This window comes from Halioglobus sp. Uisw_031 (assembly GCF_047729875.1).
In the GTDB taxonomy this organism is placed as follows: Bacteria; Pseudomonadota; Gammaproteobacteria; order Pseudomonadales; family Halieaceae; genus Marimicrobium.
On record NZ_CP159826.1, the window covers coordinates 1017771 to 1043555 of the forward strand.

The window sequence follows — 25785 nt, forward strand, 5'->3', positions numbered from 1 at the left end:
AGGTGAACTGATTTTCAATTAGCGACAAGGTGTTTCGCGTAATGTACCGATCAGGACTCATCTGTCATTGTACCGTGACACATTCTCTTTGTCGGGTCTGCCACTGTTCGTCTATATAGACCGCTGCTGATGTTGAAGGCGCTGTGGTGCCTTTGATTAAATCCGCACCGCGCTCCGCGAGCATCATGGTTGGCGCATTCAGATTGCCGTTGGGGACTGTGGGAAATACTGACGAGTCAATTACCCGCAGGTTTTTCAGGCCTCGTACTCTGAGATCTGAATCTACAACCGCCATGGCATCAACGCCTATTTTACAGGTGCCCGCAGGATGATAGGCACTATCAACGGACTCTCGTATAAACGCGTCAATTTGTTCGTCAGTTTGAGCATCAGCCAAAGGCTGAATGACGTCGCCGCGATAAGCATCCATTGCAGGCTGGGCCATAATTTCTCGGGTTAAATGCACGCAGTCACGAAATCCTTGTCTATCATGTTCTGTCGCCAAATAGTTGAACAGTATCTCTGGGTGCTGCTTTATATCTGCTGAAATCGCTCGCACGTGCCCACGGCTGGTGGGCTTATTATGTCCAACATGGACCTGAAAGCCGTGCCCTTTAAACGCGACCCCACCATCATAGGTGATTGCCCCAGGTAGGAAGTGATATTGGATATCAGGCCACTTGACCCCCGCTTTGGATCGGATAAAGGCACAAGATTCAAAGTGATTGGTTCTGCCTAAGCCTGTTTTAAATAACAGCCATTGCGCCCCGATCAAAGCTTTGTTGAACAACCCCAATTTGTTGTTAAGGCTTAAGGGCTGTTTACAGCGGTACTGAAAGTTGAACTCTAGATGGTCTTGCAGGTTTTCACCAACCCCCGGTAATTCATGCACGACCTTTATTCCGGCTGCCTGTAACACTGCTCCGGACCCCACCCCAGATACCTGCAGCAAATGCGGTGATCCGATCGCGCCTGCGCAGAGAATCACTTCACGCCGCGCGGTAAATTCATGCGTTGTGCCTGCAATTTCACATTGAACCCCCGTCGCAATTTTTTCTGAAAAATGAATCTTTTTCACTAAAGCATGCTTTAACAGGGTCAGGTTGCTGCGCTTTTTGGCTCCTTTTAAATAAGCATGACTCGTGGACGCCCGAATCCCCTGATCCACATTCATGAATTTCTGACCGAACCCTTCTTGTCGGTAACCATTATAATCTTCTGTTTCGCGATAGCCTGCATCGACCCCAGCCTCAATAAACGCTCTGTATAGCGGGTTGCTCATATTATTGCCGCCACTAATAGCCACAGGGCCATCACGGCCAGTATATTCACTGTTAACACATTGGTGGTTTTCTAGCTTTTTAAAGTACGGTAGGCAGCTCTGATAATTCCAGCCGACAGCGCCGCGGGACTCCCATTCATCATAATCGTGTGCGTGGCCTCTGACGTAAACCATGCCGTTTATTGACGATGTACCGCCGAGTACTTTCCCCCGCGGGCAATTCATTCGCCGGTTATTTAAGTAAGGCTCTGGTGCGGACTTAAATCCCCAGTTGTATTTAGTGCTGTTCATTGGAATGCCCAGTGCCGAAGGCATACGAATAAAAATGCTACGATCGCTGCCTCCATATTCAACCAATAACACAGTGCAATTTGGATCCTCGCTAAGGCGTGACGCTACAATTGCTCCAGCAGAGCCAGCGCCTATAACAATATAATCGTAATGCTTTATTTTTTTCATGATTCCCAGAATCTTAAATTTCAGGGCTATCTTTGGCGAGGATAAAGCTGTCACGAATTTTCGTTCTATTTTTGAATATCAGTATATAGATAGCCATGTACAATCCAATAACGATTAAACCTACCCACTCAATTTTAAGCGGCGTCAGCTGATAGAGTAGTACCAGAGAGCCGATCAATAAAAAATTTCCACTAACGTATTGTGTGAGCCCCAGCCTCTCTATATTGAAACCCAAATTGTCGGTATACAGACGAATAAGCGAGTCTAGTGAGTTAATCACAAAAATAACTCCGAGGACCACCATTGCCCAGCGCAGTAGTCCTGTCACCGGTATATCATTAGAAAAATAGTAATAGAGTGTCGAAAACCAGAGCGCTATAGCAACGGAGGGGATCACCAATAAGGCAATTAGCAACTGCCAGGTTTTCATTCCGCTGACAAACCTCGCTACAAACTGGCCGATCATTATACTCCACGCAAACCACCAGAATAGATACCAGCCGTGGTAGTCACTGATTGGGCCGACGAAGCGGTGAATATTGCTAAAATAGCCCGTTAGATTGGACATTGATTCTACATAGGCTGAAACTGATGCTCCAGATGCGCCCAACATCACTAGCGTGAGCAGTATGAATAATGCGCTGGACGCGAGACTCAGAATTTTTATATAACGGACATGAGTGCTTGAGAAAACCGCCGTGAAAATAATCAAACCCACTAAGAGATATTGTTGCAGAGGGGAAATCCCATCGATATAGGTGGGCGCATAACTGAGGAATAAATACGCTGTAAATGCACAGGTGGTAATAATAATCAGGTTGTTAATCCAACGGATAGGCCGGTATTGAAAAAGTCCGATTTTGGGCTCCACAACACAAAAATAGAAGGTGGTTAAAAAGTAGAAGGCCCAAACCAGAAATCCCCAGAAGCCGAACTCAATCGCCAACGGATTGGTGAAGCTATAGGCCTCTTCAGTGGCGTAGATTGGAAATTCTACGAGAGGAAACATGATCAAGCCAACATCGAGCCCAGAGGTAAAGAGAATCGCTGAAAAAGCGAGCAGCGACACCGGCGTTTTTCCAACACATCTAATGTTGCCCCACTTCACACAGATAAAGACAGATGTCGACAAGGTAATCGCAATCGCTATAGGGAGTATTTCGTACATCTGAGTTCCGCTTATTAGACCGCTGCGGCTATGCTATAGGCCGGCTGTTACATTTATAGAGTAAATTCTTCTTTATCTTAACATTGTTGTTAATCAAAGTGAGGAATGTGAAATTGAGAGGCGAGCGGCACAACTGTCGCAAGCGCGTTAGTTAAGCGCCTCTTGGGTCTGAATTATGACATCGACCCGACGATTTTTAGTTCGTCCGTCAGTGTCGTCGCTACCGTCGGCTTTAACGTTGGGAGCGATGGGTTGAGTTTCGCCCAACCCTTCGGTAGTGATCACCTCAGCATTAATCTGGGCATATTTGACGAGCCAGTTTTTGACTGAATCGGCGCGGCGATCAGACAGGCCCATATTATAATTATCGCTGCCCTTAGCGTCCGTGTGGCCGATGATGGTGACATCGCCTGTGCGTTTTTCTCGTATGATCAGTCCCAGTTTTGTGAGTTCGGTCTCTGCTGTTGGTTTAATATCGGCTTTATCAAAATCGAACAATATATCGGCGGATAAGGCCACACTGATCTCCATCTCGCCGACCTTGGCCCCCAAGTCATTGATAGCCTGGTTCAGTCCCCCGACCGTAGCCAACAGGGCCAGGCCCTGGCCGTCCACCGCAGTATCCAGTCCCTCGATCTCTCGGATGTCCTCAAGAAGCGATTGCCCGCCTTGATCCGGTCCCGGCGTCAACAGTGATAGCTTAGCGGCATCGTGCGCCGTGGGGTCATCGGGCTGGTCGGCCTCCCAGGCGATAGCGCTTATAGCGAAAAACACCGATGCGGCCGCAGCGGTGGTAGCGTTGCGCTTGAGCAACGCCCTCATCGGGAAATGGCCAATTCCTCAAACGGCAACACACCCGGTATCACTAGATTGACGGACTTGGCAGTCGCCGGAGGGGCAGGAAATTTAAACCATACCAACTGCTTACCGCCGGCAGCGATCTTCTTGCTGATGTCCCCTGCACTGTTCATAGGAGCACCGATCCACTTATTCTTACTGTCCTTTAACACATGATATTTTTTCTTTTCAGTATCGTCTATGAAGTAGACTCCAGCAAAGTTGTAGTAGATTCTCTCCTTGGCTTCTCCGTTATTGCGATAGACCAGCACAACTGTGAATATATTATCGAGAATGCTGGCCTTAATTACGTCCACGTCCATATCACCGGACATACTCATTTGAGTCTGGAGCGGGTCTGCTGCCCAGGCTCGGCTGTAGCTAAAAACAGCCAACAACACGATAAGTATGAGTGCGCGAGGTAGGTGTTGGTTTTTCATATGATGCCTCCCTGATCTAGTTGTTTACTCTATCTGAGTGTAGCTAATAGGTTGTCGTTGGCAAGTGCCTATATTTAGAACGGCGACGGCTGATCTTGCTAGAGTGCGTCAAAAAGGACATACGTCTATCATCTGCCTCCATTCGCTTTATTCAGAGAGAGTGCCGGCGGCGTGAGTAGCGCCTTTTCGGTGCCAATTTCGTGGGTCCAGTTGATAATAATGGCAAAGCTCGTCATATAGCTCAGGACGTCTATCGTACAATTGGTGTGGCTCTTCAAAAAAAGTTTCGGTGGCGACCGCAAAGAATTCTGCTGGATTCGTTGCGCCATAGGTATCCATGACCGTCGTCTGGTGCCTCCGACTACGCTCTCTCAAATCCTCGAAATTTTCCGTAAACACCTTCGACCACGATTTATAAGTATTGTGACGCAGTGGTGGCGCTCCATTAGTAGTCCCAGATTCGGCATCCAGTTGGTGAGCAAACTCATGCAACACGACGTTATGACCATCGGTAAAATCTGTCGCACCGTTTTTAACGTCGTCCCAGGAAAGAATGACCCGGCCGTTGCCCCATGACTCTCCTAGTACATGGTGTTCTGACGATTTAACAACCCCATCCGCCTGCAGCTCCTCGCGTTTTACACGAAATGCAGAAGGGTAAATAAGGATGGAGGATAGCTTCGGATAGACTGCCCAGCCGTGATTCAACAGCAGAAGGCATGCCTCTGCAGCAATGATGACTCGCATTTGGTCGGTCACGACCAATCCGGCGCATCCGTAAAATCGTTTGCGGGCGAGAAACACCAGAATAAGCTGACGCAGCCGACGCTGTTCTTGCAAGGATAGGCAAGAATAGACATCTAGTGCTGCCGTTAGGCATGCTAGCCATTCCTCAGGGAAAGGGCGGCTGCGAACCCACTGGTCTCGCCATTTTACGTAATAGAAGTATACGAAAATTGCAACGATGGCGGCTACCAGCGGTAATAAAGCAATCATTTTTTTCCTTTTTAGTGATGTAAGACGCCCGAAAGTGGGGAAGCCCCGCACCTAACCATTAGCAGCCTTAACGCGACAACTTTACCTGCATGAGCTGTGATATTAGCACCGATAAGGGTGTTTGTAGGCTTTAGCTTATCGTGCAGGGCGGGTTGTTGGTAGTGGAGCGGGTACAGGTAAAATCAGATCTGAGGGCTTGTGCTGGCCCACCTTTAAATACTAATGAGAATCATTTGCAATTAAAAGCTGATTGGGATACTGTCCACTAAACCGTGGATACGTCTGGAGATGAACTATGAAACTGAATTTTTTATGTGCCAATCATCGGGAGTGGTTGCAGGGACGACCTGATCAGGCTCTGCACTGGTGTGTCAACTCCTATGATACGGGTCGGTCGCTGTCTGAACGGGACCACTGGGACGAGGCACTCGTCCATATGGGGTGTGCGTTCGAAACAGCAGAGATTGTCCTCACAACCCGGGCGATTGCGCTTATGACGGGGTTGGAATGGTTTCTGCAGACCCTAGAAGGGCTGACACAAGCGCTTGAGAAAAGCGGGCGTGCCGATGCGGCCACGGAAATCCGTCAGGCCGCGATCTGTCGGCTGCGGAATGAAGCGATGTTAAAAATTCCACCCGAAGTTGAAGCGCGTATTTACATGCATATTACGCGTCTTCATTCGCAGGACAGGCAGCGTACTGTTACGCCACGAACGTCTCGCCCAGCGCCTATTCGGGTCGAGGTGAATCTGGAAGAAATTGTTTATCACTAGTCGCGGGGGCGCAATCAATGAGAGTAGTCGACGCTGAAACTGCAGGCACACTAGTAGTCGCTGATAGCAGACAGGTCTGTGATGGTGGCGGCGCCATCGGTAATTTGAGTCGTTCGTCCGGCAAGTCCAAAGAGCATCAGTTCATTCGTCTTGAAATACGGTCGGAGACCTTGAGTTCCTTAATCCAGAACAGAGCTATTATGATCGAAGACTTGTGCGGGCTGGATAGAAAAGCGAAGTATCATCTGCAAAAAATTCTTTTGGAAACGCTGCTGCGATCAACACTGAAAGAGGCATGTGACGGGAGAACTAAAAGCTAATCGGAGTGTATGCAACATAGAAATACAAGACGCAGACAATTATGGCCTGTCGCGCATCGATGACAAGACATATCGCGCGCATGCATGACGTGTAAGTTTACGCCGACATGGAAGGGGGTATGTGAACAATTCTCTGGACCGAAAATATGGCGGCCAGCTGCGAGCTTTGCAAGAGGCCAAGCGCTACTGCGACCACATTGTCTGTCAGAATCCGGCTATAACACGCTAAGAATTTTGCCACATCAAGCGCTCCAATAATGCATCGCGCATCAGCGAATTTTACACCAATGAAATCGCTTTATAGCGTGGCTTAAAAGTGCACTAATAAGGTTGCTGTACCCCTATTCGCTAGGCTGGATAGGAGGTTAATGCACAGAATCGTCGCTGGCCACTTCTCCCCGGGTGAATAGGCTACCTTAGGGTAGTTGGGTGTTGCCCATCAAGTCGCGATCGATTTCACGTGCGGCTTCTCGTCCTTCATTGATTGCGCGGACCACAAGGTCTTGGCCGCGTCGGCAGTCAGAAGCGGCGTAAACCTTTGACACGCTGGTGCGGTAGTCCTGCTTGGTCGCTTTGAAATTGCCCCGTCCATCAATATCCATGCTGAGTGCTTCATTGATGTAGTGCTCTGGCTGTAAAAATCCCATCGATAACATGATGAGGTCTGCTTCCCAAGTTTTCTCGCTCCCCGGAATTTCTTTTAGCTGGTCATCGACGTTGACTGTGATGATGCCGGTCAGATTGCCTCCGTCGTCTTGAACGAATTCCTTGCTCATGATGGAGTAGACCCTAGGGTCATCGCCAAACTTCTCTTCTGCCTCGGCATGGCCATAATCGACGCGATAGATACGCGGCCAAAGTGGCCAGGGATTATTGTCGGCGCGTTCAGCGGGCGGCTTCGGTAAGAGCTCAAAGTTCACCAGTGATTTGCACCCGTGGCGCAAGGACGTGCCTATACAGTCAGTACCGGTGTCACCACCACCAATGACGATAACATTTTTGCCTTTCGCTGAGATGTAATTGTCGTCTTCTAGTCCTGAATCGAGGAGGCTTTTGGTGTTGGCAGTCAGGAATTCCATCGCCAGATGTACGCCCTTTGCATCGCGCCCTGGGATGGGCAGATCGCGCGCCAGTGTCGCTCCAGTGGCGAGCAGCACTGCATCATTTTCTGCAACAAGTGCGGCGGGATCTATATCTTTTCCAACATTGGCATTGACGATGAACTCGACACCTGCATCACGCATAAGCTGTACACGACGCTCAACCACATCCTTGTCGAGTTTCATGTTAGGGATGCCGTACATCAAAAGGCCGCCGAGTCGGTCGGCCCGCTCATAGACTGTGATTTTGTGCCCGGCTGTATTTAGCTGCTCTGCTGCAGCAAGTCCACACGGGCCAGAGCCAATGATGGCGATACTTTTTCCCGTACTGTCACCTGCTATTTTTGGTGTTACCCAGCCCTCGTCAAAGCCTCGATCAATGATGGCACATTCAATATTTTTGATGGTAACGGCCGGGCTTGTGATGCCAAGCACACAAGCACCCTCGCAGGGAGCGGGGCAAACACGACCGGTAAATTCCGGGAAATTATTGGTTGTGTGCAGGCGATCAAGAGCGTCCTGCCACCGTCCGTTGTACACCAGATCATTCCACTCCGGGATGAGGTTATACACGGGACAGCCATTGTTTGATTGACAAAAAGGCACGCCGCAGTCCATGCAGCGCGCGCCTTGTGTCTGAAGATGCGAGTCGTTGTGCTCAGTATAGAGCTCTTTGAAATCGATAATACGAAGAGCGGGATCACGATAAGGCTCAGTCTCTCGAGTGTATTCTTTAAATCCGGTTACTTTTCCCATAATAAATAGTCTTCCTAGGAACCGACTGCTGCGGTTGCTATATTTTCTCGTGACATCTCTTCAAGAACCCGTTTGTAGTCAGTTGGCATGACCTTAACGAATCGAGTGAGCTCAGTTTTCCAGTTGTTTAGAATATTCTCCGCAACTGCAGATCCCGTGTACTTTTTGTGGTTTTCTATAAGGGTGCGCAGCTCATTGATATCCTCATTAGCCTCGACACCTTCAAGTTCGAAAGTCTCCGAGTTACACATGCGCTGGAAATTCCCATCCTCGTTCCAGACGTAAGCAATGCCGCCACTCATGCCGGCCCCAAAGTTTCTACCTGTTTTTCCCAGCACTACTACGCGTCCACCGGTCATGTATTCACAGCCGTGGTCGCCAATGCCTTCGACGACAGCAGTGGCACCGCTGTTGCGAACACAAAACCGTTCCGCCGCAATGCCGTTGAAGTAAGACTCGCCAGAAGTTGCGCCGTACATTATAACGTTACCAACAAGGATATTGTCCTCGGGCTTAAATGTACTGGATTTTGGCGGGTAGACAATAATTCTGCCCCCCGACTGACCTTTTCCGACGTAATCGTTGCAGTCGCCCTCAACTTCTAAAGTGATGCCTTTGGCTAACCATGCGCCAAGACTTTGTCCTGCGGACCCATTGAGCTTAATATGGATAGTGTCATCAGGCAGGAGCGCTCCGTTCGTCGCTTTGGCAACTTCGTGGGACAGCATAGTGCCGACAACGCGGTTAATATTGATAATCTCGTGTTCAATATGCACTCTCTCGCCGCCCTTTAGCGCCGGCTGCGCCAGTTCGATCAGGAGGTTATCAAGCGCCTTGTCGAGCCCGTGATCCTGCTCGATTGTCTGATAGACCTCCGTTCCCTCGTAAACGATTTCTGCGGGGGTAAGAATGCTACTGAAATCAAGGCCGTTGGTCTTCCAGTGGTCAACCGCATGGCGCATTTCCAGCAGGTCCGCGCGTCCGACCATTTCGTTGACAGTTCGAATCCCAAGACTAGCCATTATTAGGCGCAGCTCCTGAGCTACCATAAAGAAATAGTTCACTACAGAATCCGGGCTGCCAGAAAATTTCTTGCGTAATTCTGGATCCTGCGTTGCGATGCCAACAGGGCAGGTATTAAGGTGACATTTGCGCATCATAATACAACCCAGTGTCACCAGCGGTGCGGTGGCAAAACCTATTTCTTCCGCCCCCAATAGCACCGCTATAGCAATATCGCGTCCCGTCTTTATTTGCCCGTCTGTTTGCAGTACGACACGCGACCGCAAATTGTTCTTCACAAGCGTCTGATGGGTCTCCGCAATACCGAGCTCCCATGGTAGGCCTGCGTGTTTAATCGAGGTGATGGCAGATGCGCCAGTTCCACCGTCATGTCCGGCGATTACCAGGTGATCTGCTTTTGCCTTGGTAACGCCGGCAGCAATGGTTCCTACTCCGATCTCGGAACCGAGTTTGACACTGATTCTGGCGCTAGGATTAGCATTCTTTAAATCATGAATCAGCTGCGCGATATCCTCGATAGAGTAAATATCATGGTGCGGCGGCGGGCTGATAAGGCCCACGCCAGGTGTTGAGTGCCTGATATCGGCAATCGTCTGGTCTACCTTTTTACCGGGAAGTTCTCCGCCCTCTCCTGGCTTCGCACCTTGGACAATCTTTATCTGCAGTTCGTCTGCATTGGTGAGGTACCAGATGGTGACACCAAAGCGGCCGGAAGCGACCTGTTTGATCGCCGAACGCTTTGAATCACCGTTGGTCATCGGTGTAAAACGTGCGACGTCTTCACCGCCTTCACCCGTGTTCGATTTTCCGCCGATGCGATTCATCGCAATCGCCAGCGTCTCATGACTCTCGGCCGAAATAGAGCCGAAGCTCATTGCTCCTGTGCAGAATCGTTTGACGATTTCTGATGCCGGCTCAACCTCACTGATATCGCACGGATCGCTGGTTTTTTTGAAATCCATCAGTCCGCGGAGAGTGGATCGCTGTGTGGAATCCGTATTTGCGTGATCGGCAAATTTCCAGTACGCCTCTTCATCATTGGTCCGACTGGCGATCTGCAGATTAGAAATGGTTTCAGGATCCCACATGTGAGTATCACCGCCACGACGCCAGTGAATCTCGCCAGGGTTCGGCAGGACGGGGATCAGGTTCTGATCACGTACTGGGAAGCCGACTTCATGACGTAGTTTCATTTCTTCAAACAGGACCGTGAAATTGACGCCCTGCACACGACTGGCGGTACCCATAAAGCATCGATCGATGATTTCATCAGCAAGACCAACGGCTTCAAAAATTTGCGCACCTTTATAGGATTGCAAAGTGGAGATGCCCATTTTGGCCATTACCTTCAACATGCTCTTGCCGACGCCTTTCTTGTATCCCTTCACAATTGAAGAGCTGTTGGGAAAGATATTTTTGTCTAACAGACCGTCTTGCAAAGACTGCCAAATGGCTTCAAAAGCAAGATAAGGATTAATCGCATCAGCGCCATAGCCTACTAATAGGCAGTGGTGGTGAACTTCCCGCGCTTCACCTGTCTCCACAATAATGCCGATACGGGTGCGCTCATGGCTTGCCACCAGGTGATGGTGAACGGCGCCACAGGCGATTAGGGCGCTTAATGCCATGCGGTCTGCACTAATATTGCGGTCTGAAAGGACTATGAAAGAGTAGCCGTCTTTAATGGCCTGTGAGGATTCCTCGCAAATCCGGTCAATCTGCGCCAACATGCCGTCACAACCGCTAGCCTTCTCAAACGTGATGTCGATGGTCTTGGTTGCCCAGCCATCCCGCTCTATATCTCTAATGTTAGTAAGTTCATCGTTAGAAATGATGGGATGATGTAGCTCTAACCGATGGACGTGCTCCGGTGTCGTTTCCAGCAAGTTCCTCTCAGGCCCGATAAAGCACGTGAGAGACATAACGACTTCTTCACGGATAGAGTCTATCGGGGGATTTGTGATCTGGGCAAACAACTGCTTGAAGTAGTCGTAAATCATACGCGACTTATCAGATAGGCAAGCCAGCGCGCTGTCATTCCCCATCGACCCGAGAGGGTCTCGAGCCTCAGAGACCATGGGTAGCAACATAAACTGCATGGTTTCAATGGTGTAGCCGAAAGACTGCATACGTGCCACCAGTGTTTCAGGCTCATAATGCAGCTCTGCGTGGTCCGGTGGCAGGTCGGACAATTCGAGTTTCTGCTGTTCCAGCCACTCACCGTAAGGACGCTGCTTAGCAAACTCCATTTTTAATTCTTCGTCGGGGATAAGACGCCCGGCAAAAAAATCGACCAGGAACATTTTCCCTGGCTGCAATCTACCTTTTTCTTTAATGTTCGCCGGGTCTATCGGGAGTACACCAACCTCAGACGCCATGACGACCTTGTCGTCATGTGTCAGATAATATCTAGATGGCCTCAGACCGTTGCGATCAAGTACCGCGCCGATGTAATGACCATCAGTGAACACAATTGAGGCTGGCCCATCCCATGGCTCCATCAGGGCGGAATGGTATTCGTAAAAATCCCGCTTTTCCTTGGGCATGTTCTTATCAGATTGCCAGGCTTCAGGAATCATCATCATGATAGATTCTTGAAGCGTTCGGCCTGACATGAGGAGAAACTCCAGCACGTTATCAAACGAACCCGAATCGGAAAATTCTGGCTCAACGATGGGGAATAGATCGCTGATCTCGTCACCAAAACGCTCACTGGCAGCAACGCCCTGACGCGCTGTCATCCAGTTCTTATTGCCGCGCAGAGTATTAATTTCACCGTTGTGGCTCATGAAGCGGTTAGGTTGTGCTCTATCCCAAGATGGGAAGGTATTGGTTGAGAACCTGGAGTGCACCATGGCAAAGTGGCTTTCATAGTCCTCATCTTCAAGGTCCGGGTAGAATGGGAAAAGCTGTGCAGGCGTTAGCATGCCTTTATAGACAAGAATCCTTGAGTTGAGGCTGCACACATAGACCAGTTCACCCGGATGGCTGATGCTGGCGGCGCGAATGAATCGCTTGCGTGCAAAATACAGTGCGTGGTCGAGTGTGTGGTCGCCGCTGACAATGACCTGCTCGATGCAGGGCATGGCGTCACGTGCAGCGGGTCCTATGTTTGCTTCATCGGCCCGCACTGGCACTAAACGGTAACCCAATGGCACAAGGCCCACCTTAATAAGCTCAGCATTGAAAGCTACCTTCAAAGCGGTGCGTTTAGCTTCATCATGCGGTAAAAAGACGTTGCCGACCGCATAACCCCCGATTTCAGGCAGTGTAATGCCCCAATCAGCGGTAACCTTTTGCATAAATGTGTGGGGAATGGCAGTCATGATGCCAGCCCCATCGCCCGTATTTTCTTCGAATCCGCAGCCACCGCGGTGATCCATCCGGGAGTTGATATGGTAGGCGTCGGTCAGGATTTCGTGGCTGGGAGTGCCCTTAACGTGAGCCACGAAGCCAACACCACAGGAGTCCTTCTCGAGAGCAGGGTCGTAGAGACCATGCTTAGCGGGAAACCCGATTTTGCCATCGATTCTTTTGTTCATCATGCATTTAACTCATTCGGTAGTGCGATATCAAACCGCAAGATAATTTTGTCCAGCAAAAGGAAACGCTCATAGCTGCCTCGACGAGCAGCTTTCGCTCCTCAGTCTCTCACCAGCTATAAGCGGTATTTGTTTACAATTAAGCAGGGCGCAGACAATACCATCCGACGGATTAATGTCAATAGTTTGCCTGCTTAAGCGACGGTATAAAATTTCTTAACACATTGTATTTAAACACTATTTGTCGGGAAGGGTCTAAACGGAAAATCACAGTTAAGGGATTTTCTTCGGTGCATCGGCTGACCGCGGCAAAAGGCGCCGCTAAAAGCCCTGATCTCGGGACTAAATCTCATTCACTGGGCTCTTACGCCCTCACAGCGTCTGCCAACCAATAACGGGATCACTGATCAATTCAGACAACCCTCTAAGTGTAAGGATTGAGTGGCCGTGCGGGCACAGGTTGCACTGCATCGAATGCTCTCAGTCTCGATGATGTGCCAGGTTCTGACCCCTTAAGAATTAAAGGCGTAATGCACTGGCATCGACTTGAGGCCACCGACAAAAATTGCCTGAACCCACTCCGGATCTGCAGCGAATTCAATATGGCTGAGTCGCGGCAGCAATTCTTTAAAAAATAATTCTACCTCCAGTATTGCCAGATGCTGGCCAAGGCACATGTGCCCGCCAAAGCCAAAGGCCAGTTGATTTTGGTTGTCACGTTCTATGTCAAATGTATCGGGGTCTTCAATAGCATCGCTGTCTCGATTAGCGGATGGGTACCACAGGCATAAGCTGTCTCCAGCCTTGATCGTTTTTCCACGCAGTACAATGTCTTCAGTGGAGGTGCGCATCATGTGACGCACAGGCGATACCCAGCGAATCATTTCTTTGGCAGCCTGTTTCGCAAGTTCCGGGTGTTTGCGCAATTTTGCCAGCTGGTCGGGGTGCTCTAGCAGGGCCTTCATTCCACCGCTGATCGTGGCCGATGTTGTATCGTGCCCCGCCGTTGCAGTGATGATGAAGTAGCTGATTTGGTCCAGTTGCTCCATGGGCTCACCGTCAACGAGAGCATTGGCGAGTATGGATGCCAGGTCCCCGCAGGGATTTTCTTTGCGATCCTCCACAACGGCAGTGAAGTAGCTGAAAAAATCCATTAGTACTGCAAGACCGTCACCCACCTCGCCTCCTCTTGATTGTGTGGGGTCCTGGCCGCCAAATAATTCCTGAGTCAGTTTTAGCATCATGGCCTCCTCTTCGGGAGCGACACCGATGATCGACATAATCACCCGTAGCGGGTACAACAGTGCAATATCCTTGACAAAATCGCACTTGCCATCCATAGCTTCCATTTTATCTACGTATTGCTTCGCAATCGTCTCGATGTCCACGCTCAGTTTGTCGATCGCGCGTGGTTTGAACCAATCCCGCGTGACATTGCGCAGTTTCTTGTGCTTGGGGTTGTCCATATGAATCAGCGTTTCCACGCCATTCCGTGTCCCAAACTTTTCGATCAGAGCCTTTTCGAATTCCTGTTGCAGTAGCACCGTTCGCGGGCTGCTAATAAAGGCCGCGTTATTCTGGCTGATGGCTTTTATATCTTCGTGCTTGGTGATCGCCCAGAATGGCTCGAAGTCTGGATGCTCCACTCGGCTCACGGGATCATTTGTACGCAATTGCTGCATGAGTTCATGCATGGATGTCTCATCGCCCATTACCGCAGGGTCTAGTAAATCCCAAGAAAGCTTCATTCTGTAACGCTCAGTTTAGAAAAAACTCAGTGTATACAGCACCCGCTGAATTATCTACCAATGGCTATAGCGGGGCGCCCAGTTGATGTTTCTTTGACGCGCATACTACCTAATGGGCTTGTTTTTACCCCCAATACTGCATTATCGTTGGCGCATGAAAAGTCTCGCTATTGTGTTCTCATTCTCACTCTCATTCTCCACGTCTGTCCTGGCGGAGACCTTCGACCTCCCGTCCCAGCATTTTGGCGTCATTGGTTCAATGCGCACAGTGCAGTCCACCTATGAAGATACTCTCTTGGATATAGCTCGGCGGGCCAATATTGGCCAGAATCAGATGGAGCGGGTCAATCCTGACGTAGATCGATGGATGCCGGGAGAGGGGACTCTGATCACGATTCCATCGCACTACGTGCTGCCGCGCGCGCCTCGAAAGGGCGTCGTGTTGAACCTCCCTGAAATGCGCATGTACTATTTCCCCCCAAAGAAGCCTGGCCAACCGGCGCAAGTGCAGACCTACCCAATCAGTATCGGGCGCATGGATTGGGCGACCCCATTAGGTATGACGACGATTACCAACAAGAAGAAAGACCCGTCCTGGCGCCCTCCGGAGTCTATTCGCAAAGAGCATGCGGAAAAAGGTGACCCGTTGCCAAGGGTAGTCCCCGCCGGCCCGAACAATCCTCTGGGCGCCTATGCCATGCGCTTGGGTATGCCTAGCTATCTCATACATGGCACCAACAAGCCACTAGGGGTAGGAATGAGGGTATCTCACGGGTGTATTCGTATGCTGCCCGAGGATATCGAGCACCTTTTTGCACAGCTGCCAGTCGGCACGCAGGTGAATATTGTCAATCAGCCGGTCAAGGCTGGCTGGTACGGCGGCAAACTCTATCTTGAAGTACACCCGCCATTGGAGGAATACCCGAATGACAGGGGCGCCGTGGTAGAAGAGGTTATGGTGGCGTTGGATGATGCCATGAACAGGCGGTCAGCCGAGTTGGATAATACGATAATAGACGAGGCAATCGACCAACGGAATGGCTTGCCACAGGTAATAACAAGAGGCGGTTGAGCGTTAAAGAAATGACCGAGACACCCTCACCCTACTAATACTAGAGTGTGAGACTGTCCCGGCAAGGACGTGCTGTTATTACTACTTGTTCATAGACTGTTTAAACATACGGTCCATTTTTTCGGTGTTGGCTTTACAGCATGCAGTTGCTGCATCAGCACCAGACTGTGCATTTGCAGCAGCGGCGTTGGCGGCATCGGCAGTGCTTTGTGCTTTTTCTACTGCCAGCTTCAATACGTCAAGATCCCTAGTTGTAGCACAACCAGTCAGTCCAGTCAGTGCTACCAGCATGAATGCTGCTGCAGTGGTTTTCAGCGAATTACGCATAATATCGTCCTCTAGATGTTCAGCCATTGTCGGCGTATTAGATGTTTCCATTTGAACAGCGTGTCCCCTTTGAATGCAGGGCTGAGCTGTTCGTTTCAAGGCAATGTCGCCAAATTAAGTCGACGAGCACCTCCAGCCCCCATTTTCAAAGATACTGAGCGTAATCGCAAGGGATTGTTTACCCGACTTTTTGCCAGTTAGTGGACATTTACTCGGGTGCCGATTTTCACCCAGTCGGCTAATTCCATCAATTGCTCGTTGTTTATGGCTATGCAGCCGTCGGTCCAGTTGATGGATTCGTGTATTTCCTTATCGCCATCACCGATGCCGTGAATACCCAGATACCCTCCAAGACTGGTCTCTTGAGGCGGCGGATTGCCGCGATCGAGGTCGTATCTCAACGCTCTGTATTCTTGCGCGTCGATGCGCTTGTCCTGAAAGGCCCTCTCGGTGTGGTCAAGATTGGGGTAATCGAAGGCCATAAACAGCTCAAAGCGCTCGCTGTGCCTGATTTCGGTGATAATAAAGTCGCCCAGTGGTGTCGTTTGGTCGCCCATTTGCCTTCTTAGAGTCGAACCACCGCTGCCGATGGCAATGTTTTCGAACAGTTGCAACTCAGTGTCACCGCGCATGACGGTAAGGCTGAGCTGGTCAGTGTCGACGGATAGCCATACAACGGAGGTGGGGGCGGACGCTGCCCTCACTTCATGAAAGGGTGACATCGTCGAGATTGCTAGGCACCAGGAAAGTGCCGCTACATGAACGAGATGTAAGAAAGATTTTTGGTCTTTCCTTGCTGGTGTGTCAAAAAATGCCACTTTTTATATCCGCAATGTGAACAATGGTGGCGATCATAGCCTTGGGAACGGTGCGACTCAACTGCCAGCTTCTGGTAATCTGCCATAGGTAAGTGGGCCTCGCGTTGTGTGCTGGGTGTTGCAGGCTCACATAAAACCTCGAGGACATATGCGAAAAAGTCTAAAGATTACTGCTGCGTTTGTCGGGCTTCTGGTCTTATGTCTATGTTGGCTGGCGTGGCAACTCTACGCAGAGGTACAGAAAACCCAGAGCGAGGATCCGGTGGTCTGGGAGGAGGCGGTTAGCGCCCTTGAGTCAAAAACTCGAGGTTTATACGGCCCAGGAGAGGGTGTGGTGTTCATCGGTAGCTCCAGTATTCGACTGTGGGACACCTTGGCAGATGATATGGCGCCCCTGCCTGTCATCCAGCATGGCTTTGGCGGATCGAAGCTTAACGATATTGTTGTCTACGCTGAGCGACTGGTGAATGTTTACCAGCCACGTGCGGTGGTGGTGTTTGCCGGGACCAACGATATTGTTCCTGCTGCCAGTAAAACACCTGAGGTTCTGCTGGCCAGCTATCAAGAATTTGTTAGGAAGATTCGTAGCGATCAACCAGCCCTACCGATTTTTTATATTGGCATCACGCCGTCGCCCCTGCGCTGGGCCGTCTGGCCGATCGCTCAATCCACTAATGCGTTGATAAAAGCCTGGTCTGAGACTGACCCAAATCTATATTTTATTGACACCTCAGAGGCTTTGATGGGCAATGATGGTGAGCCAAATCCGGAAAACTATATTATTGACGGTCTGCATTTGAACAAGCGAGGCTATGAAATCTGGCGCGAAATCATCCGAACGCAGCTAGCAAGCGAGCTTGGAGACTTCTCTGGCGTTATTGGGTCGTCTCCTTCAGCCTAAGAGGGCGAGAATTTAGCCGAAGATGAGGCAATGCGGAGCAGTAGAAAATAACAATGTCAGGGTGCATGTATGCAGCATGAATCTATTACCGGAGAACATCATCAATAAAGTCATCGCGCAATCTCCCTCGATCAATTACCAATTGCTTGATCCGAACGTGATTGAAGACCCTTATCCCTTCTACCGTGCGCTGGTCAGTGAAGTGCCGGTTTATCAGGTGCCGGGGACGGAGGTCTACCTGGTTTCGTCCTGGGAATTGATTCATCAGGTGTTAAAGAATCAGGAGGACTACTCCGCCAATTTGACAGGCATTCTGGTGACGGGCGCCAATGGTCAGCCAGAATTGTTCGACTTCACCCAGTTTGGCGGCACTGTGGACGCCATTGCCAATGCGGATGAACCGTTTCATTCGGTGCACCGCAAGTTAGTGCTGCCCCAACTTAACGCCCGCAAGGTTGCCGCAATAGAGGCCGAGGTGCGCGACTGGGCGCGTAAGGGAGTGCAACAACTGGTCGACGCAGGACAGGGCGATTGTGTCGGCGAGTTAGCCAATGCGATTCCGGTGAAGGTGATGGCGCGTCTGGTGGGGTTGCCCGTCGATGATGTCGATCAGCTGCTGGACTGGGCTTTCAGCGGCGGTGATATTCTTGCAGGGACTGCCACCCTGGACCGGATGCTAGAGTTGAGTGCCTCCACTGGGGAGATGAGTGAGTATCTCAAGCAACACTTCGACACTAGGCTACAAAAATCGGCTCCGGAAAGTCCAGATGATGTGATGGATGAGCTGGTGAGGGGTGTCAGGGAGGGACTGATTTCTCAGCAGGACGCAGTCTCCATCATCATTGTTCTGGTGGGTGCCGCCGGTGAGTCCACCTCAAGCCTAGTGGGGAGTGCCGTTCGTATTTTGGCGCAGGATGGCTCACTGCAGTGCCGCCTGCGGGAGCAGCCGCAACTCATCGAACGTTATGTCGAAGAAGTCGTTCGGTTGGAGTCCCCTTTTCGGGGGCACTATCGCGCGGTTTTGAAGGAGACAAAACTGAACGGCGTCGTTATTCCGGCGACTGCGAGGATTTTTCTGTTGTGGGCAGCCGCGAACCGTGACCCTGCAGTTTTTTGTGAGCCAGATACACTGGATATCGAGCGCCACAATACCAATGAGCATCTAGGCTTTGGTCACGGTATTCATTTTTGCATTGGTGCGCGGCTGGCGCGGCTGGAGGCCCGATTGATTCTAGAGGAACTGTTACAAAAAACGAGCAGCTTCAGCCTGGACAGCGCATTCCCCGTCAGACATGTATCCAGCATATTCGTGCGGCGACTGGACCAATTACACTTGAAGCTGAACGCTTAGCGGTGTCTCGAGACGCTTACCTCGCTTGTAGGGCGACGTTAACCGCCTGCGTTCGAGTTTCATTCATGGCATCAAAAAAAAAAATGCCGATTGAATTTGATGTGGTGTGACGCCTAATTTCTGGTGAGCAGAAAGGTTATTGCTTCACTCAGCGCGTCGCATTCCAGTTTAATTGAATTTTTTGTCTTAATACTGCGGGGGTTAATTTCATCGACCATGCCGCGCAGCGTGGCAAACAACAGGTGACGGGCAGTGTCACTCTGCTGTGGTGCTTGAGGATTGTCCTCAAAAAGGTCGTCCCACAATTTGGAGGTTTTTTTCGCCCATCGTGACAGCTGTTTCTGGCCGTTGATGGTGGAGCCATTATCTTTTCCAGCATTACGCAGTATGGCAATGCTGACCCGATACTCTTTCTTGCTGACCAATGTCCAGACGACATCTATCAGTTGCCTCACCCGCTGTTGCAGATCGTCGCCCTGCAGTGAGGTTGATTCCAATGTGGTGGCGAACTCATCAAAGATATGATCAATCACTGCCTGCAGCAAGCCGTCCTTATCGCTAAAGTGGTACTGCAGTACGCCCCAGCTGACTCCGGCTTCCTCAGCTATGCGGTTGGTATGAGCTGCATTGAAGCCATCGCGATAGATACAGTCTATAGCGGCATTGATGACCTTTTCTCGCGTGACTTCCCGTTTGGTCGGCTTCGTCTCTTTTATCATTGTTGAATCCGGGAGGTGAAAATGCGCAGCATTGGGACCAATTATAAAATAGTGGTAACTATAAAACAATGGATATATATTGACTGTCATCCAATTCATTCGTCCTCATATCTTTGCGGGAGCAGACATTGATTAAAAAAGAATTAGCGAAATATAGTCGACTGCAACTTGCCCAGCTTGGTCGAGAATATATGCTGTGTGCACAGTTCAATAGCCGCACCGGTTACGCTGCTTTGCGCATCAATCATGGTGATGAAGCATATAAAGAGGTTGCTATCGCCAACTGGATGGGGGCGAGCCCGGTTTATACACGGCGAATGCAAAAAGCGATGGGCTTTGCTGGAGGCACCGACGTTGCAACCATTTTTAAGGGTTTGCAGTTGGAGTGTGGTTTTACACATCAGTATTTCGATGTGCACTTTGAAGTGTCATCCGCCGATAGTGGCCGCTTCTGGCTTAACAGCTGTGGCGCACTATTGGAAACTGAACCACGCGGCCCGGACGCGGTAAAGGTAATGTGTCACGATATCGAAGATCCGACCTTTAATGCCACTGCGATAGCGACCAATGCGCGTGCTCGCATGGTGCCAGTCCATCGGCCGCCGCGTGTGCCCGCTAATAGAGAGCCACACTGTGAGTGGACGGTGTCTATTGACCCTGCTGCTGAAGAAGTGACAGAGCCTGAAATCACTCGGGTGATGAGCCGCACCCGTCTGGCTAACATCGTGATCCCGCGTCCGAAAAGCACTCAGTCCGGGGGTATGGACTATTACGACGGTTCGGTATTCGAGCAATTGCAGCTCGAGCAACTGTCTCATGCGGCTTTGGTTGTTGTGTGCAGTGAACTGGCGGTACAAGTGCATTTGCTAGTGGTGGGACTGATGTACGCAGTGGCTGAACGCTATGGCGAGGCTGCTGCAATGACTGTCGCTGAGTTCCAGATGGCGGGGAGTGGTTGGGTCGTCAGTGAGCGATTGAAAATATGGCTGGGTTGTGACGGTGAGGGCATTGATGACGTTATTTCAGTGCTGCAAGTACACCCTGCGTTTCAGCCGCGTGAGTACTGGTCAATTCAGCTTACACGCTTGGACGACACACGAGCCCTGTTCGAGCTGCTGGACTGCCCTGCGTCTGCAGAGGATCTGCCCTACGGCTGGCACGCCTTGTTGACACGAGGGATGATCGGTGGCTTGGAAGGTATTGCAAAAGGAGTAGACGTTCGAGCACAGGTTGTTGCGAGTGAGAAGAGCTCCCTAGCGTGGGAGATTATTATCGACGGAACCAACGCTTCTTCAGAGGAAATGTTGTCGGTTCAAATCGCCAAAGGTACGGTGTTGTATCAAACCAAACTGCAGGATCACATTCAATTGCTGCAGCTGTAAGTGCGAATCCATGCGATATCACTGCATGTAACTTAGTCGGCTGGGATCTGGAGGAAAATACCTGCGGTCAAAACCGGAAGAGGCTTGCTATGAAAAGAATGGCGTTATTTTCTGCGGCGATGGCAGTACTGATAGGTTTAGTAGCCATGGCGGCCTTAAAGGCTAGAGTATCAGTGTTAGCGAAAGTACCCTGGCTTTAAACCTGCACAAACTGCCGCGCAAATGCTTCAACCCTTTTTTTCTTGTCATCAATGCTCGACAGAACGGTGCGTCCATCCTCATTCAAGAAATTGCAGCCGTTGACCATAGTCACGCCTGCTGCTGCGAGTCGCTCATGGGTGCCGTCACCCGGATTTTTAACACCTGTCCAGATATCGAAAGGTTTATCAGCAGCGGCTTGTTCCTTGCGGATATTGCTGAGCGTGTCGAGAAGAGGGTAGATCTCTGCTTCTTCGTGTGAGGTCGCCATCCAGCCATCGAAACGACAGGCTCTGCGCATTGCGGCGGGTGCGTAGCCCCCGATCATGATGGGTAATGGTTTTCTAATTCCCGGTGACATTTTGACCGGCGGAATATCGTAGTAGGTGCCGTGGTACTCAGTCATTTCCCCTGATAGCAGCTGAGGGATGATCTCCAGCATCTCATCTGCGCGTTTTCCGCGCGTGTGGAAGTCTTGTCCGGCCATTTCAAATTCTGCTTTTTGCCATCCCACACCGGCCCCCAGTGTGACTCTTTCTTGGGACATAAATACTGCAGTGGACAGCGCCTTTGCCGCACTCAGTGGTTCCCGCAATGGCAGTATGTAAATAGTGGACAAAAAGTGTAAGCGCGTCGTCGCTTGAGCGAGTGCCGCGGTAAGAACCCAGGGGTCTGGCCAGTGCGTGTCAGGATTCCACAGAATGTTACCGCTATCCTGGTAGAGGTATTCGTCGACCTGGTCTTTGGTCGTTATCAGGTGGTCGCCATAGGAAACACCGTGAAACCCAAGCTCTTCGCAAAAGGTCGCCAGTTCAACCATTTGGTCCATTTCCACGAAGGCCAGTGACTGCCAGAACTTCATGTGCTCCTCCTTTTTATTTATAGTTGCAACTATATAATAACTTGGCTATGGTGACTTTGATAGTGTGCTTTGAACAGTTTCGGGGTTGAATTTAGAGGGGTTTTTAAATGTCCGCATATAAGCGTGAAGAAATGGAAGAGATGATGCGCCGCTGGCTGGCGGTGAACGATAAGGCGGAGCAGGAGGGCAACTGGCGCCATTTGGCAGACTTCTTTTCTGAGGATTGTCTCTATGGTTGGGACACGCCCAATGGCAAGTATGAATTCAGGGGACGCGAAACCATCCGTGAGACCTGTGTCGGTGCAGCGATGGACCCCTATAAGGGCTGGACTTATCCGTATGAGCGAGTTGTGATCGATGAAACTCGTGGCAGCGCTATGGCGATATGGTGGCAGACTCCGCCGGGTGCGCCAGTGCGTGAAGATGGTACTCCGATGAAAGTCATAGGCGCCTCCTATTTTCAGTATGGTGGGAATTACCAGTGGTGCGAGCAGCTGGACCTATATGACTACACCAACATCACCAACCTGATTAAGGAATGCGTAGAAACGGGTATTCTGAAAGAGATGCCGGTGATGTCGAGCCAGCAGGTGTCAGAGGCAGAGTCGACATGAGTCCGAGTGTTGTCGCATCCTTGAAATTACCGCCCAAGGTAAGCGGTGAAAAGCCGGGCAGTGGTCACATGGAGGAGTTCGGTGTCAATTTTGCGCGCTTTATGATGCGTTGCAATGCGGAATGCGGGGAGCTGGCAGAGTTCAATATGGGTGGTCAGCAGACCGTGCTGATGAGTGGCCCTGAGGCCCAAGAAGCATTTCTTAAAACCTTGGACCTTAAGCTCAGCCGCGCAGCTGCCTACCAGGCAACCGTTCCCGTTTTTGGCAAGGGTGTTATTTTCGACGCGCCGCCTGACAAGATGAAAGCCCAACTAAAAATTCAGGTAGACGCCCTGCGTTACCAAAACATGAAAAACTATTCGACTGTCATCTCTCAGGAGGTGGAAGACTGGGTGGCCAGCTGGGGCGATGAAGGCGAATTAGACTTTCTGGATGAGTTTTTACGATTGACGCTGCATACCGCGACGCACTGTCTACTGGGAAAAGATTTTCGTGACAGGATGACCGAGGAGTTTAGAGAGCTTTATCACGCCTTAGAAAAAGGGCTGCAGGCCATTGCATTCGTCGATCCTTACATGCAGCAGCCCGTTTTTGAGGCCCGCGATAAGGCTTTGATACGACTACAGGCGTTAATTGGCGGGATCATCGCTGAGCGTCGGGCTAGCAGTCATATTGAGTACGGCGATGCGCTGGAAACCTTCATGGCGGGCACCTACACTGACGGCAGTCAATTAACGGAGAATGAGATCACAGGGTTGGTGATCGCGACTATGTTTGCTGGGCACCACACCAGTTCCGGCACGGCGACTTGGACGCTGACAGAGTTGGCTCGTCAGAAGGAGTACTCGGCAGAGGTGTCCGAGGAGCTGCAAGCACTATTCAAAAGCGACAGTGAGATTACACTCGAATCTCTGCGTGAAATTCCGAAACTGGAAGCTTTTATTGAAGAAGTCCTGCGTCTTCACCCGCCGCTGGTCCTGCTGATGCGCAGGGTAATCGAGGATATCGATTATAACGGAACATTGATTGAAGCAGGCAAGACGGTGGCGATATCGATCTACGGCTCACATCGCAACACGGATTATTTCCCAGATCCTGAGAAATTTGATCCGTATCGTCCTAAGCCTGATACGTTGTTTGCCTATATTCCCTTCGGGGGCGGCCCACATAAGTGTGCGGGCAACGCATTCGCCATGATGCAGATGAAGGCAATTTTCGCCGCATTGTTGCCGCGCTATGAATTCGAATTGGTTGATCCCGATGTGACGTACCAAGACGACCTCTCTGCGATTGTGTTAAAGCCAACAGGTCCTTGTCGATTACGTTATACGAAGCGCAAGTAACGGAGGGAGAGTTTGTCGATGAAGATAAAAATCGATTTAGCCCTGTGCCAGGGGCACAGCGTTTGTCTAGGTGAGGCGCCTGAGGTGTTTGCTGTGATTGATCAGGATGATGGTTACCCTCAGGTTAGGGTCTTGCTGGAAAATCCGCCGCGGGAGCTGCACGAAAAAGTGATGAAAGCGGCTAAATACTGCCCTAATAATGTCATTACCGTGTTAGAAGATTAACCGCCATCGTGACTAAGATACTGATAACCGGTGGAACCGGCTTCGTAGGTTCGCATATTTGCAGGCAGCTTATGGCTGCGGGCCATGCGGTACGATTACTGGTGCGGGACAGCAAAAAAGCTGAAGCTTACTATCGGGAGTTGGGAGAGAGAATTCCTGAGATGGTAGTCGGTGACGTCACCGATGTTGCGTCAGTAAAAAGGGCACTAGTGGAGTGTCATGCGGTCGTGCATGCGGCGGCGGGTACACCGATGCAGACAGGTTCGATCGAGCAATTGTTTCGAGTCAACGTCGACGGCGTGAGGCATGTCGTGGGCAGTGCGCTAGCGCTTGGTGTCGAACGAATTGTGTGTATTTCTAGTATCACTGCGATCTTTAATCCAGATGCCTCGAAGGTCACTCCAGATACGCCTCCGACGAAATCAGACTTACCTTATGGACAGAGTAAGGTCGAGGCTGAAATCTATTTGCGCGAGTTGCAGGCGCAGGGTGCTCCCATCTCAATTGTCTATCCCGGTGGCGTTATTGGTCCAGATGATCCCGGGTTTTCAGATTCATTCAAAGCGCTAAAGCATCGGATTGAGAATGGCTTCCGGATCTTCGGTGACGGTGGTATGCAGTACATTGATGTGCGTGATCTTGCCGCCTTTGTGTGTTCTTTGGTTCAAGACGGCGGCTCTGGGCGGTTCCTGATGCCGGGTGTTTACTGCACCTGGACCGAGCTGGCTGATATCATCGAAGGAGTGTCGGGTTGCCAGCTCAAGCGTATTCCTGCCAAGGGCTGGAAACTTCGTTTGGTCGGTCGAGTGACGGATTTTCTCAGACACTTTAAGACGATTGATTCGCCTATTTCAGCGGAAACCATGCGTTACGCCACGCTGTGGCCCAATATCAACAACACCGATGAACTCGCGCTGCGCGAGCTTGGCTTGCGCAGTACAAAAGAGACATTCTCTGACGCTATTACATGGATGGTGAAGGTCGGCCATTTGCAAGCGAGTCAGTGTCCGAAGGTTACTGTCAGTGATTAACCGTGTGAGGCTGTAAATGTCGTTAGAGTTGCAGGGAAAACCTTTTTATTTTGACGATCTCGTGGTCGGTGCGGAACACGCGGCGGCTAGTTATACCGTCACGGCGCAGGCGATAATCGAGTTCGCACAAACATGGGATCCGCAGCCTTGGCACATCGATGAAGTATTCGCCAGTACATCCATTTTTGGCGGTCTCACCGCCTGTTCAGCCCACATATTTTCCATTTTTTGTATTACCAGTCAGCGCTGGCAGAGTGGTGTGGTGCAGCAGGTAATTGCTGGGCTGGGCTTTGATGAGATGCGCATGCATAAGCCTGTTTATGCCGGTGATACGCTTCGGTCTTTGTCTATTGTCGAGACGGCGAGGCTTTCTAAGAGTAAGCCTGACCGCGGTATCGCAACCTACAATACACAGCTCATTAATCAACACGATGAGCTGGTGTTCAGTATCAAGGCCTCGACGCTGATGGCTAGGGACCCGGCAAGATAATAAACGTTC

23 protein-coding genes are annotated in these 25785 nt (G+C 50.6%); 11 read left to right on the forward strand and 12 right to left on the reverse strand.

The window, feature by feature from the left end:
- Positions 1–64: 64 nt before the first annotated feature.
- The 5 genes from betA to ABXT62_RS04755 all read right to left on the reverse strand — a co-directional run bounded on the left by betA (position 65) and on the right by ABXT62_RS04755 (position 5182).
- Positions 65–1741, reverse strand: coding sequence for a choline dehydrogenase (gene betA / locus ABXT62_RS04735; protein ID WP_415357450.1), 1677 nt, complete (start codon positions 1739–1741; stop codon positions 65–67).
- Positions 1742–1754: 13 nt separating this feature from the next.
- Entirely contained in the window at positions 1755–2909 is a 1155-nt protein-coding gene (locus ABXT62_RS04740; RefSeq protein WP_415357451.1) for a BCCT family transporter, read from the reverse strand.
- A gap of 147 nt (positions 2910–3056) precedes the next feature.
- Positions 3057–3731 carry an OmpA family protein gene (locus ABXT62_RS04745; RefSeq protein WP_415357452.1) on the reverse strand — a complete coding sequence of 225 codons (675 nt, stop codon included), beginning with the start codon at positions 3729–3731 and terminating at the stop codon, positions 3057–3059.
- Positions 3728–4186, reverse strand: a complete 459-nt coding sequence (locus tag ABXT62_RS04750) for a hypothetical protein (protein WP_415357453.1) — start codon at positions 4184–4186, stop codon at positions 3728–3730. The genes ABXT62_RS04745 and ABXT62_RS04750 overlap by 4 nt, the downstream gene beginning before the upstream one ends.
- A gap of 147 nt (positions 4187–4333) precedes the next feature.
- Positions 4334–5182, reverse strand: coding sequence for a zinc-dependent peptidase (locus tag ABXT62_RS04755; protein WP_415357454.1), 849 nt, complete (start codon positions 5180–5182; stop codon positions 4334–4336).
- A gap of 295 nt (positions 5183–5477) precedes the next feature.
- Between ABXT62_RS04755 and ABXT62_RS04760 the strand changes: the two genes are divergently transcribed.
- Both ABXT62_RS04760 and ABXT62_RS04765 read left to right on the forward strand, forming a co-directional pair.
- Positions 5478–5954, forward strand: coding sequence for a hypothetical protein (locus ABXT62_RS04760; protein WP_415357455.1), 477 nt, complete (start codon positions 5478–5480; stop codon positions 5952–5954).
- Between the two features lie 17 nt (positions 5955–5971).
- Complete coding sequence (locus tag ABXT62_RS04765; protein WP_415357456.1) at positions 5972–6274, forward strand: hypothetical protein; 303 nt, start codon at positions 5972–5974, stop codon at positions 6272–6274.
- Positions 6275–6690: 416 nt separating this feature from the next.
- Here ABXT62_RS04765 and ABXT62_RS04770 read toward each other — a convergent pair whose 3' ends face one another.
- The 3 genes from ABXT62_RS04770 to ABXT62_RS04780 form a co-directional block, all read right to left on the reverse strand.
- Positions 6691–8130 (reverse strand): glutamate synthase subunit beta, encoded by a 1440-nt coding sequence (locus ABXT62_RS04770; protein ID WP_415357457.1) that lies wholly within the window; start codon positions 8128–8130, stop codon positions 6691–6693.
- Positions 8131–8144: 14 nt separating this feature from the next.
- A complete protein-coding gene (gene gltB / locus ABXT62_RS04775) occupies positions 8145–12698 on the reverse strand; it encodes a glutamate synthase large subunit (protein WP_415357458.1) in 4554 nt (1517 codons plus the stop codon).
- A 509-nt stretch (positions 12699–13207) separates the two neighbouring features.
- The gene (locus tag ABXT62_RS04780; protein WP_415357459.1) at positions 13208–14443 is read right to left on the reverse strand and encodes a cytochrome P450; all 1236 of its coding nucleotides are present in this window, start codon (positions 14441–14443) and stop codon (positions 13208–13210) included.
- Positions 14444–14597: 154 nt separating this feature from the next.
- On the opposite strand from ABXT62_RS04780, the gene ABXT62_RS04785 reads away from it, so the two are divergent.
- Positions 14598–15515, forward strand: coding sequence for a L,D-transpeptidase family protein (locus ABXT62_RS04785; protein WP_415357460.1), 918 nt, complete (start codon positions 14598–14600; stop codon positions 15513–15515).
- A gap of 81 nt (positions 15516–15596) precedes the next feature.
- Here the strand turns inward: ABXT62_RS04785 and ABXT62_RS04790 are convergent, their stop codons facing one another.
- Both ABXT62_RS04790 and ABXT62_RS04795 read right to left on the reverse strand, forming a co-directional pair.
- Positions 15597–15893, reverse strand: a complete 297-nt coding sequence (locus tag ABXT62_RS04790; RefSeq protein WP_415357461.1) for an alanine-zipper protein — start codon at positions 15891–15893, stop codon at positions 15597–15599.
- Between the two features lie 146 nt (positions 15894–16039).
- Positions 16040–16564 (reverse strand): L,D-transpeptidase family protein, encoded by a 525-nt coding sequence (locus ABXT62_RS04795; RefSeq protein ID WP_415357462.1) that lies wholly within the window; start codon positions 16562–16564, stop codon positions 16040–16042.
- A 244-nt stretch (positions 16565–16808) separates the two neighbouring features.
- Between ABXT62_RS04795 and ABXT62_RS04800 the strand changes: the two genes are divergently transcribed.
- Positions 16809–17561, forward strand: coding sequence for an SGNH/GDSL hydrolase family protein (locus ABXT62_RS04800; protein ID WP_415357463.1), 753 nt, complete (start codon positions 16809–16811; stop codon positions 17559–17561).
- A gap of 76 nt (positions 17562–17637) precedes the next feature.
- The gene (locus tag ABXT62_RS04805; RefSeq protein ID WP_415357464.1) at positions 17638–18912 is read left to right on the forward strand and encodes a cytochrome P450; all 1275 of its coding nucleotides are present in this window, start codon (positions 17638–17640) and stop codon (positions 18910–18912) included.
- Between the two features lie 113 nt (positions 18913–19025).
- On the opposite strand, the gene ABXT62_RS04810 is transcribed toward ABXT62_RS04805, so the two are convergent.
- A complete protein-coding gene (locus tag ABXT62_RS04810) occupies positions 19026–19631 on the reverse strand; it encodes a TetR/AcrR family transcriptional regulator (protein ID WP_415357465.1) in 606 nt (201 codons plus the stop codon).
- A gap of 128 nt (positions 19632–19759) precedes the next feature.
- Here ABXT62_RS04810 and ABXT62_RS04815 point away from each other — a divergent pair, with 128 nt between their 5' ends.
- Complete coding sequence (locus tag ABXT62_RS04815; RefSeq protein WP_415357466.1) at positions 19760–21013, forward strand: hypothetical protein; 1254 nt, start codon at positions 19760–19762, stop codon at positions 21011–21013.
- 196 nt (positions 21014–21209) lie between these two features.
- Here the strand turns inward: ABXT62_RS04815 and ABXT62_RS04820 are convergent, their stop codons facing one another.
- Positions 21210–22073 carry an LLM class flavin-dependent oxidoreductase gene (locus tag ABXT62_RS04820; RefSeq protein WP_415357467.1) on the reverse strand — a complete coding sequence of 288 codons (864 nt, stop codon included), beginning with the start codon at positions 22071–22073 and terminating at the stop codon, positions 21210–21212.
- Positions 22074–22180: 107 nt separating this feature from the next.
- Here ABXT62_RS04820 and ABXT62_RS04825 point away from each other — a divergent pair, with 107 nt between their 5' ends.
- The 5 genes from ABXT62_RS04825 to ABXT62_RS04845 are packed head-to-tail and all read left to right on the forward strand — an operon-like array spanning position 22181 to position 25776.
- Entirely contained in the window at positions 22181–22687 is a 507-nt protein-coding gene (locus ABXT62_RS04825) for a hypothetical protein (protein WP_415357468.1), read from the forward strand.
- Positions 22684–24030 carry a cytochrome P450 gene (locus ABXT62_RS04830; protein WP_415357469.1) on the forward strand — a complete coding sequence of 449 codons (1347 nt, stop codon included), beginning with the start codon at positions 22684–22686 and terminating at the stop codon, positions 24028–24030. The genes ABXT62_RS04825 and ABXT62_RS04830 overlap by 4 nt, the downstream gene beginning before the upstream one ends.
- Positions 24031–24048: 18 nt before the next feature.
- The gene (locus ABXT62_RS04835; protein WP_415357470.1) at positions 24049–24255 is read left to right on the forward strand and encodes a ferredoxin; all 207 of its coding nucleotides are present in this window, start codon (positions 24049–24051) and stop codon (positions 24253–24255) included.
- An 8-nt stretch (positions 24256–24263) separates the two neighbouring features.
- Positions 24264–25286 carry an SDR family NAD(P)-dependent oxidoreductase gene (locus tag ABXT62_RS04840; protein WP_415357471.1) on the forward strand — a complete coding sequence of 341 codons (1023 nt, stop codon included), beginning with the start codon at positions 24264–24266 and terminating at the stop codon, positions 25284–25286.
- Positions 25287–25302: 16 nt separating this feature from the next.
- Positions 25303–25776, forward strand: a complete 474-nt coding sequence (locus ABXT62_RS04845; RefSeq protein ID WP_415357472.1) for a MaoC/PaaZ C-terminal domain-containing protein — start codon at positions 25303–25305, stop codon at positions 25774–25776.
- Positions 25777–25785 lie beyond the last annotated feature (9 nt).

Bases quoted from the DNA above. Each gene is read 5' to 3' on its own strand.
- betA (WP_415357450.1), bottom strand. From the start codon at position 1,741: ATGAAAAAAATAAAGCATTACGATTATATTGTTATAGGCGCTGGCTCT.
- ABXT62_RS04740 (WP_415357451.1), bottom strand. From the start codon at position 2,909: ATGTACGAAATACTCCCTATAGCGATTGCGATTACCTTGTCGACATCT.
- ABXT62_RS04745 (WP_415357452.1), bottom strand. From the start codon at position 3,731: ATGAGGGCGTTGCTCAAGCGCAACGCTACCACCGCTGCGGCCGCATCG.
- ABXT62_RS04750 (WP_415357453.1), bottom strand. From the start codon at position 4,186: ATGAAAAACCAACACCTACCTCGCGCACTCATACTTATCGTGTTGTTG.
- ABXT62_RS04755 (WP_415357454.1), bottom strand. From the start codon at position 5,182: ATGATTGCTTTATTACCGCTGGTAGCCGCCATCGTTGCAATTTTCGTA.
- ABXT62_RS04760 (WP_415357455.1), top strand. From the start codon at position 5,478: ATGAAACTGAATTTTTTATGTGCCAATCATCGGGAGTGGTTGCAGGGA.
- ABXT62_RS04765 (WP_415357456.1), top strand. From the start codon at position 5,972: ATGAGAGTAGTCGACGCTGAAACTGCAGGCACACTAGTAGTCGCTGAT.
- ABXT62_RS04770 (WP_415357457.1), bottom strand. From the start codon at position 8,130: ATGGGAAAAGTAACCGGATTTAAAGAATACACTCGAGAGACTGAGCCT.
- gltB (WP_415357458.1), bottom strand. From the start codon at position 12,698: ATGATGAACAAAAGAATCGATGGCAAAATCGGGTTTCCCGCTAAGCAT.
- ABXT62_RS04780 (WP_415357459.1), bottom strand. From the start codon at position 14,443: ATGAAGCTTTCTTGGGATTTACTAGACCCTGCGGTAATGGGCGATGAG.
- ABXT62_RS04785 (WP_415357460.1), top strand. From the start codon at position 14,598: ATGAAAAGTCTCGCTATTGTGTTCTCATTCTCACTCTCATTCTCCACG.
- ABXT62_RS04790 (WP_415357461.1), bottom strand. From the start codon at position 15,893: ATGGAAACATCTAATACGCCGACAATGGCTGAACATCTAGAGGACGAT.
- ABXT62_RS04795 (WP_415357462.1), bottom strand. From the start codon at position 16,564: ATGTCACCCTTTCATGAAGTGAGGGCAGCGTCCGCCCCCACCTCCGTT.
- ABXT62_RS04800 (WP_415357463.1), top strand. From the start codon at position 16,809: ATGCGAAAAAGTCTAAAGATTACTGCTGCGTTTGTCGGGCTTCTGGTC.
- ABXT62_RS04805 (WP_415357464.1), top strand. From the start codon at position 17,638: ATGAATCTATTACCGGAGAACATCATCAATAAAGTCATCGCGCAATCT.
- ABXT62_RS04810 (WP_415357465.1), bottom strand. From the start codon at position 19,631: ATGATAAAAGAGACGAAGCCGACCAAACGGGAAGTCACGCGAGAAAAG.
- ABXT62_RS04820 (WP_415357467.1), bottom strand. From the start codon at position 22,073: ATGAAGTTCTGGCAGTCACTGGCCTTCGTGGAAATGGACCAAATGGTT.
- ABXT62_RS04825 (WP_415357468.1), top strand. From the start codon at position 22,181: ATGTCCGCATATAAGCGTGAAGAAATGGAAGAGATGATGCGCCGCTGG.
- ABXT62_RS04830 (WP_415357469.1), top strand. From the start codon at position 22,684: ATGAGTCCGAGTGTTGTCGCATCCTTGAAATTACCGCCCAAGGTAAGC.
- ABXT62_RS04835 (WP_415357470.1), top strand. From the start codon at position 24,049: ATGAAGATAAAAATCGATTTAGCCCTGTGCCAGGGGCACAGCGTTTGT.
- ABXT62_RS04845 (WP_415357472.1), top strand. From the start codon at position 25,303: ATGTCGTTAGAGTTGCAGGGAAAACCTTTTTATTTTGACGATCTCGTG.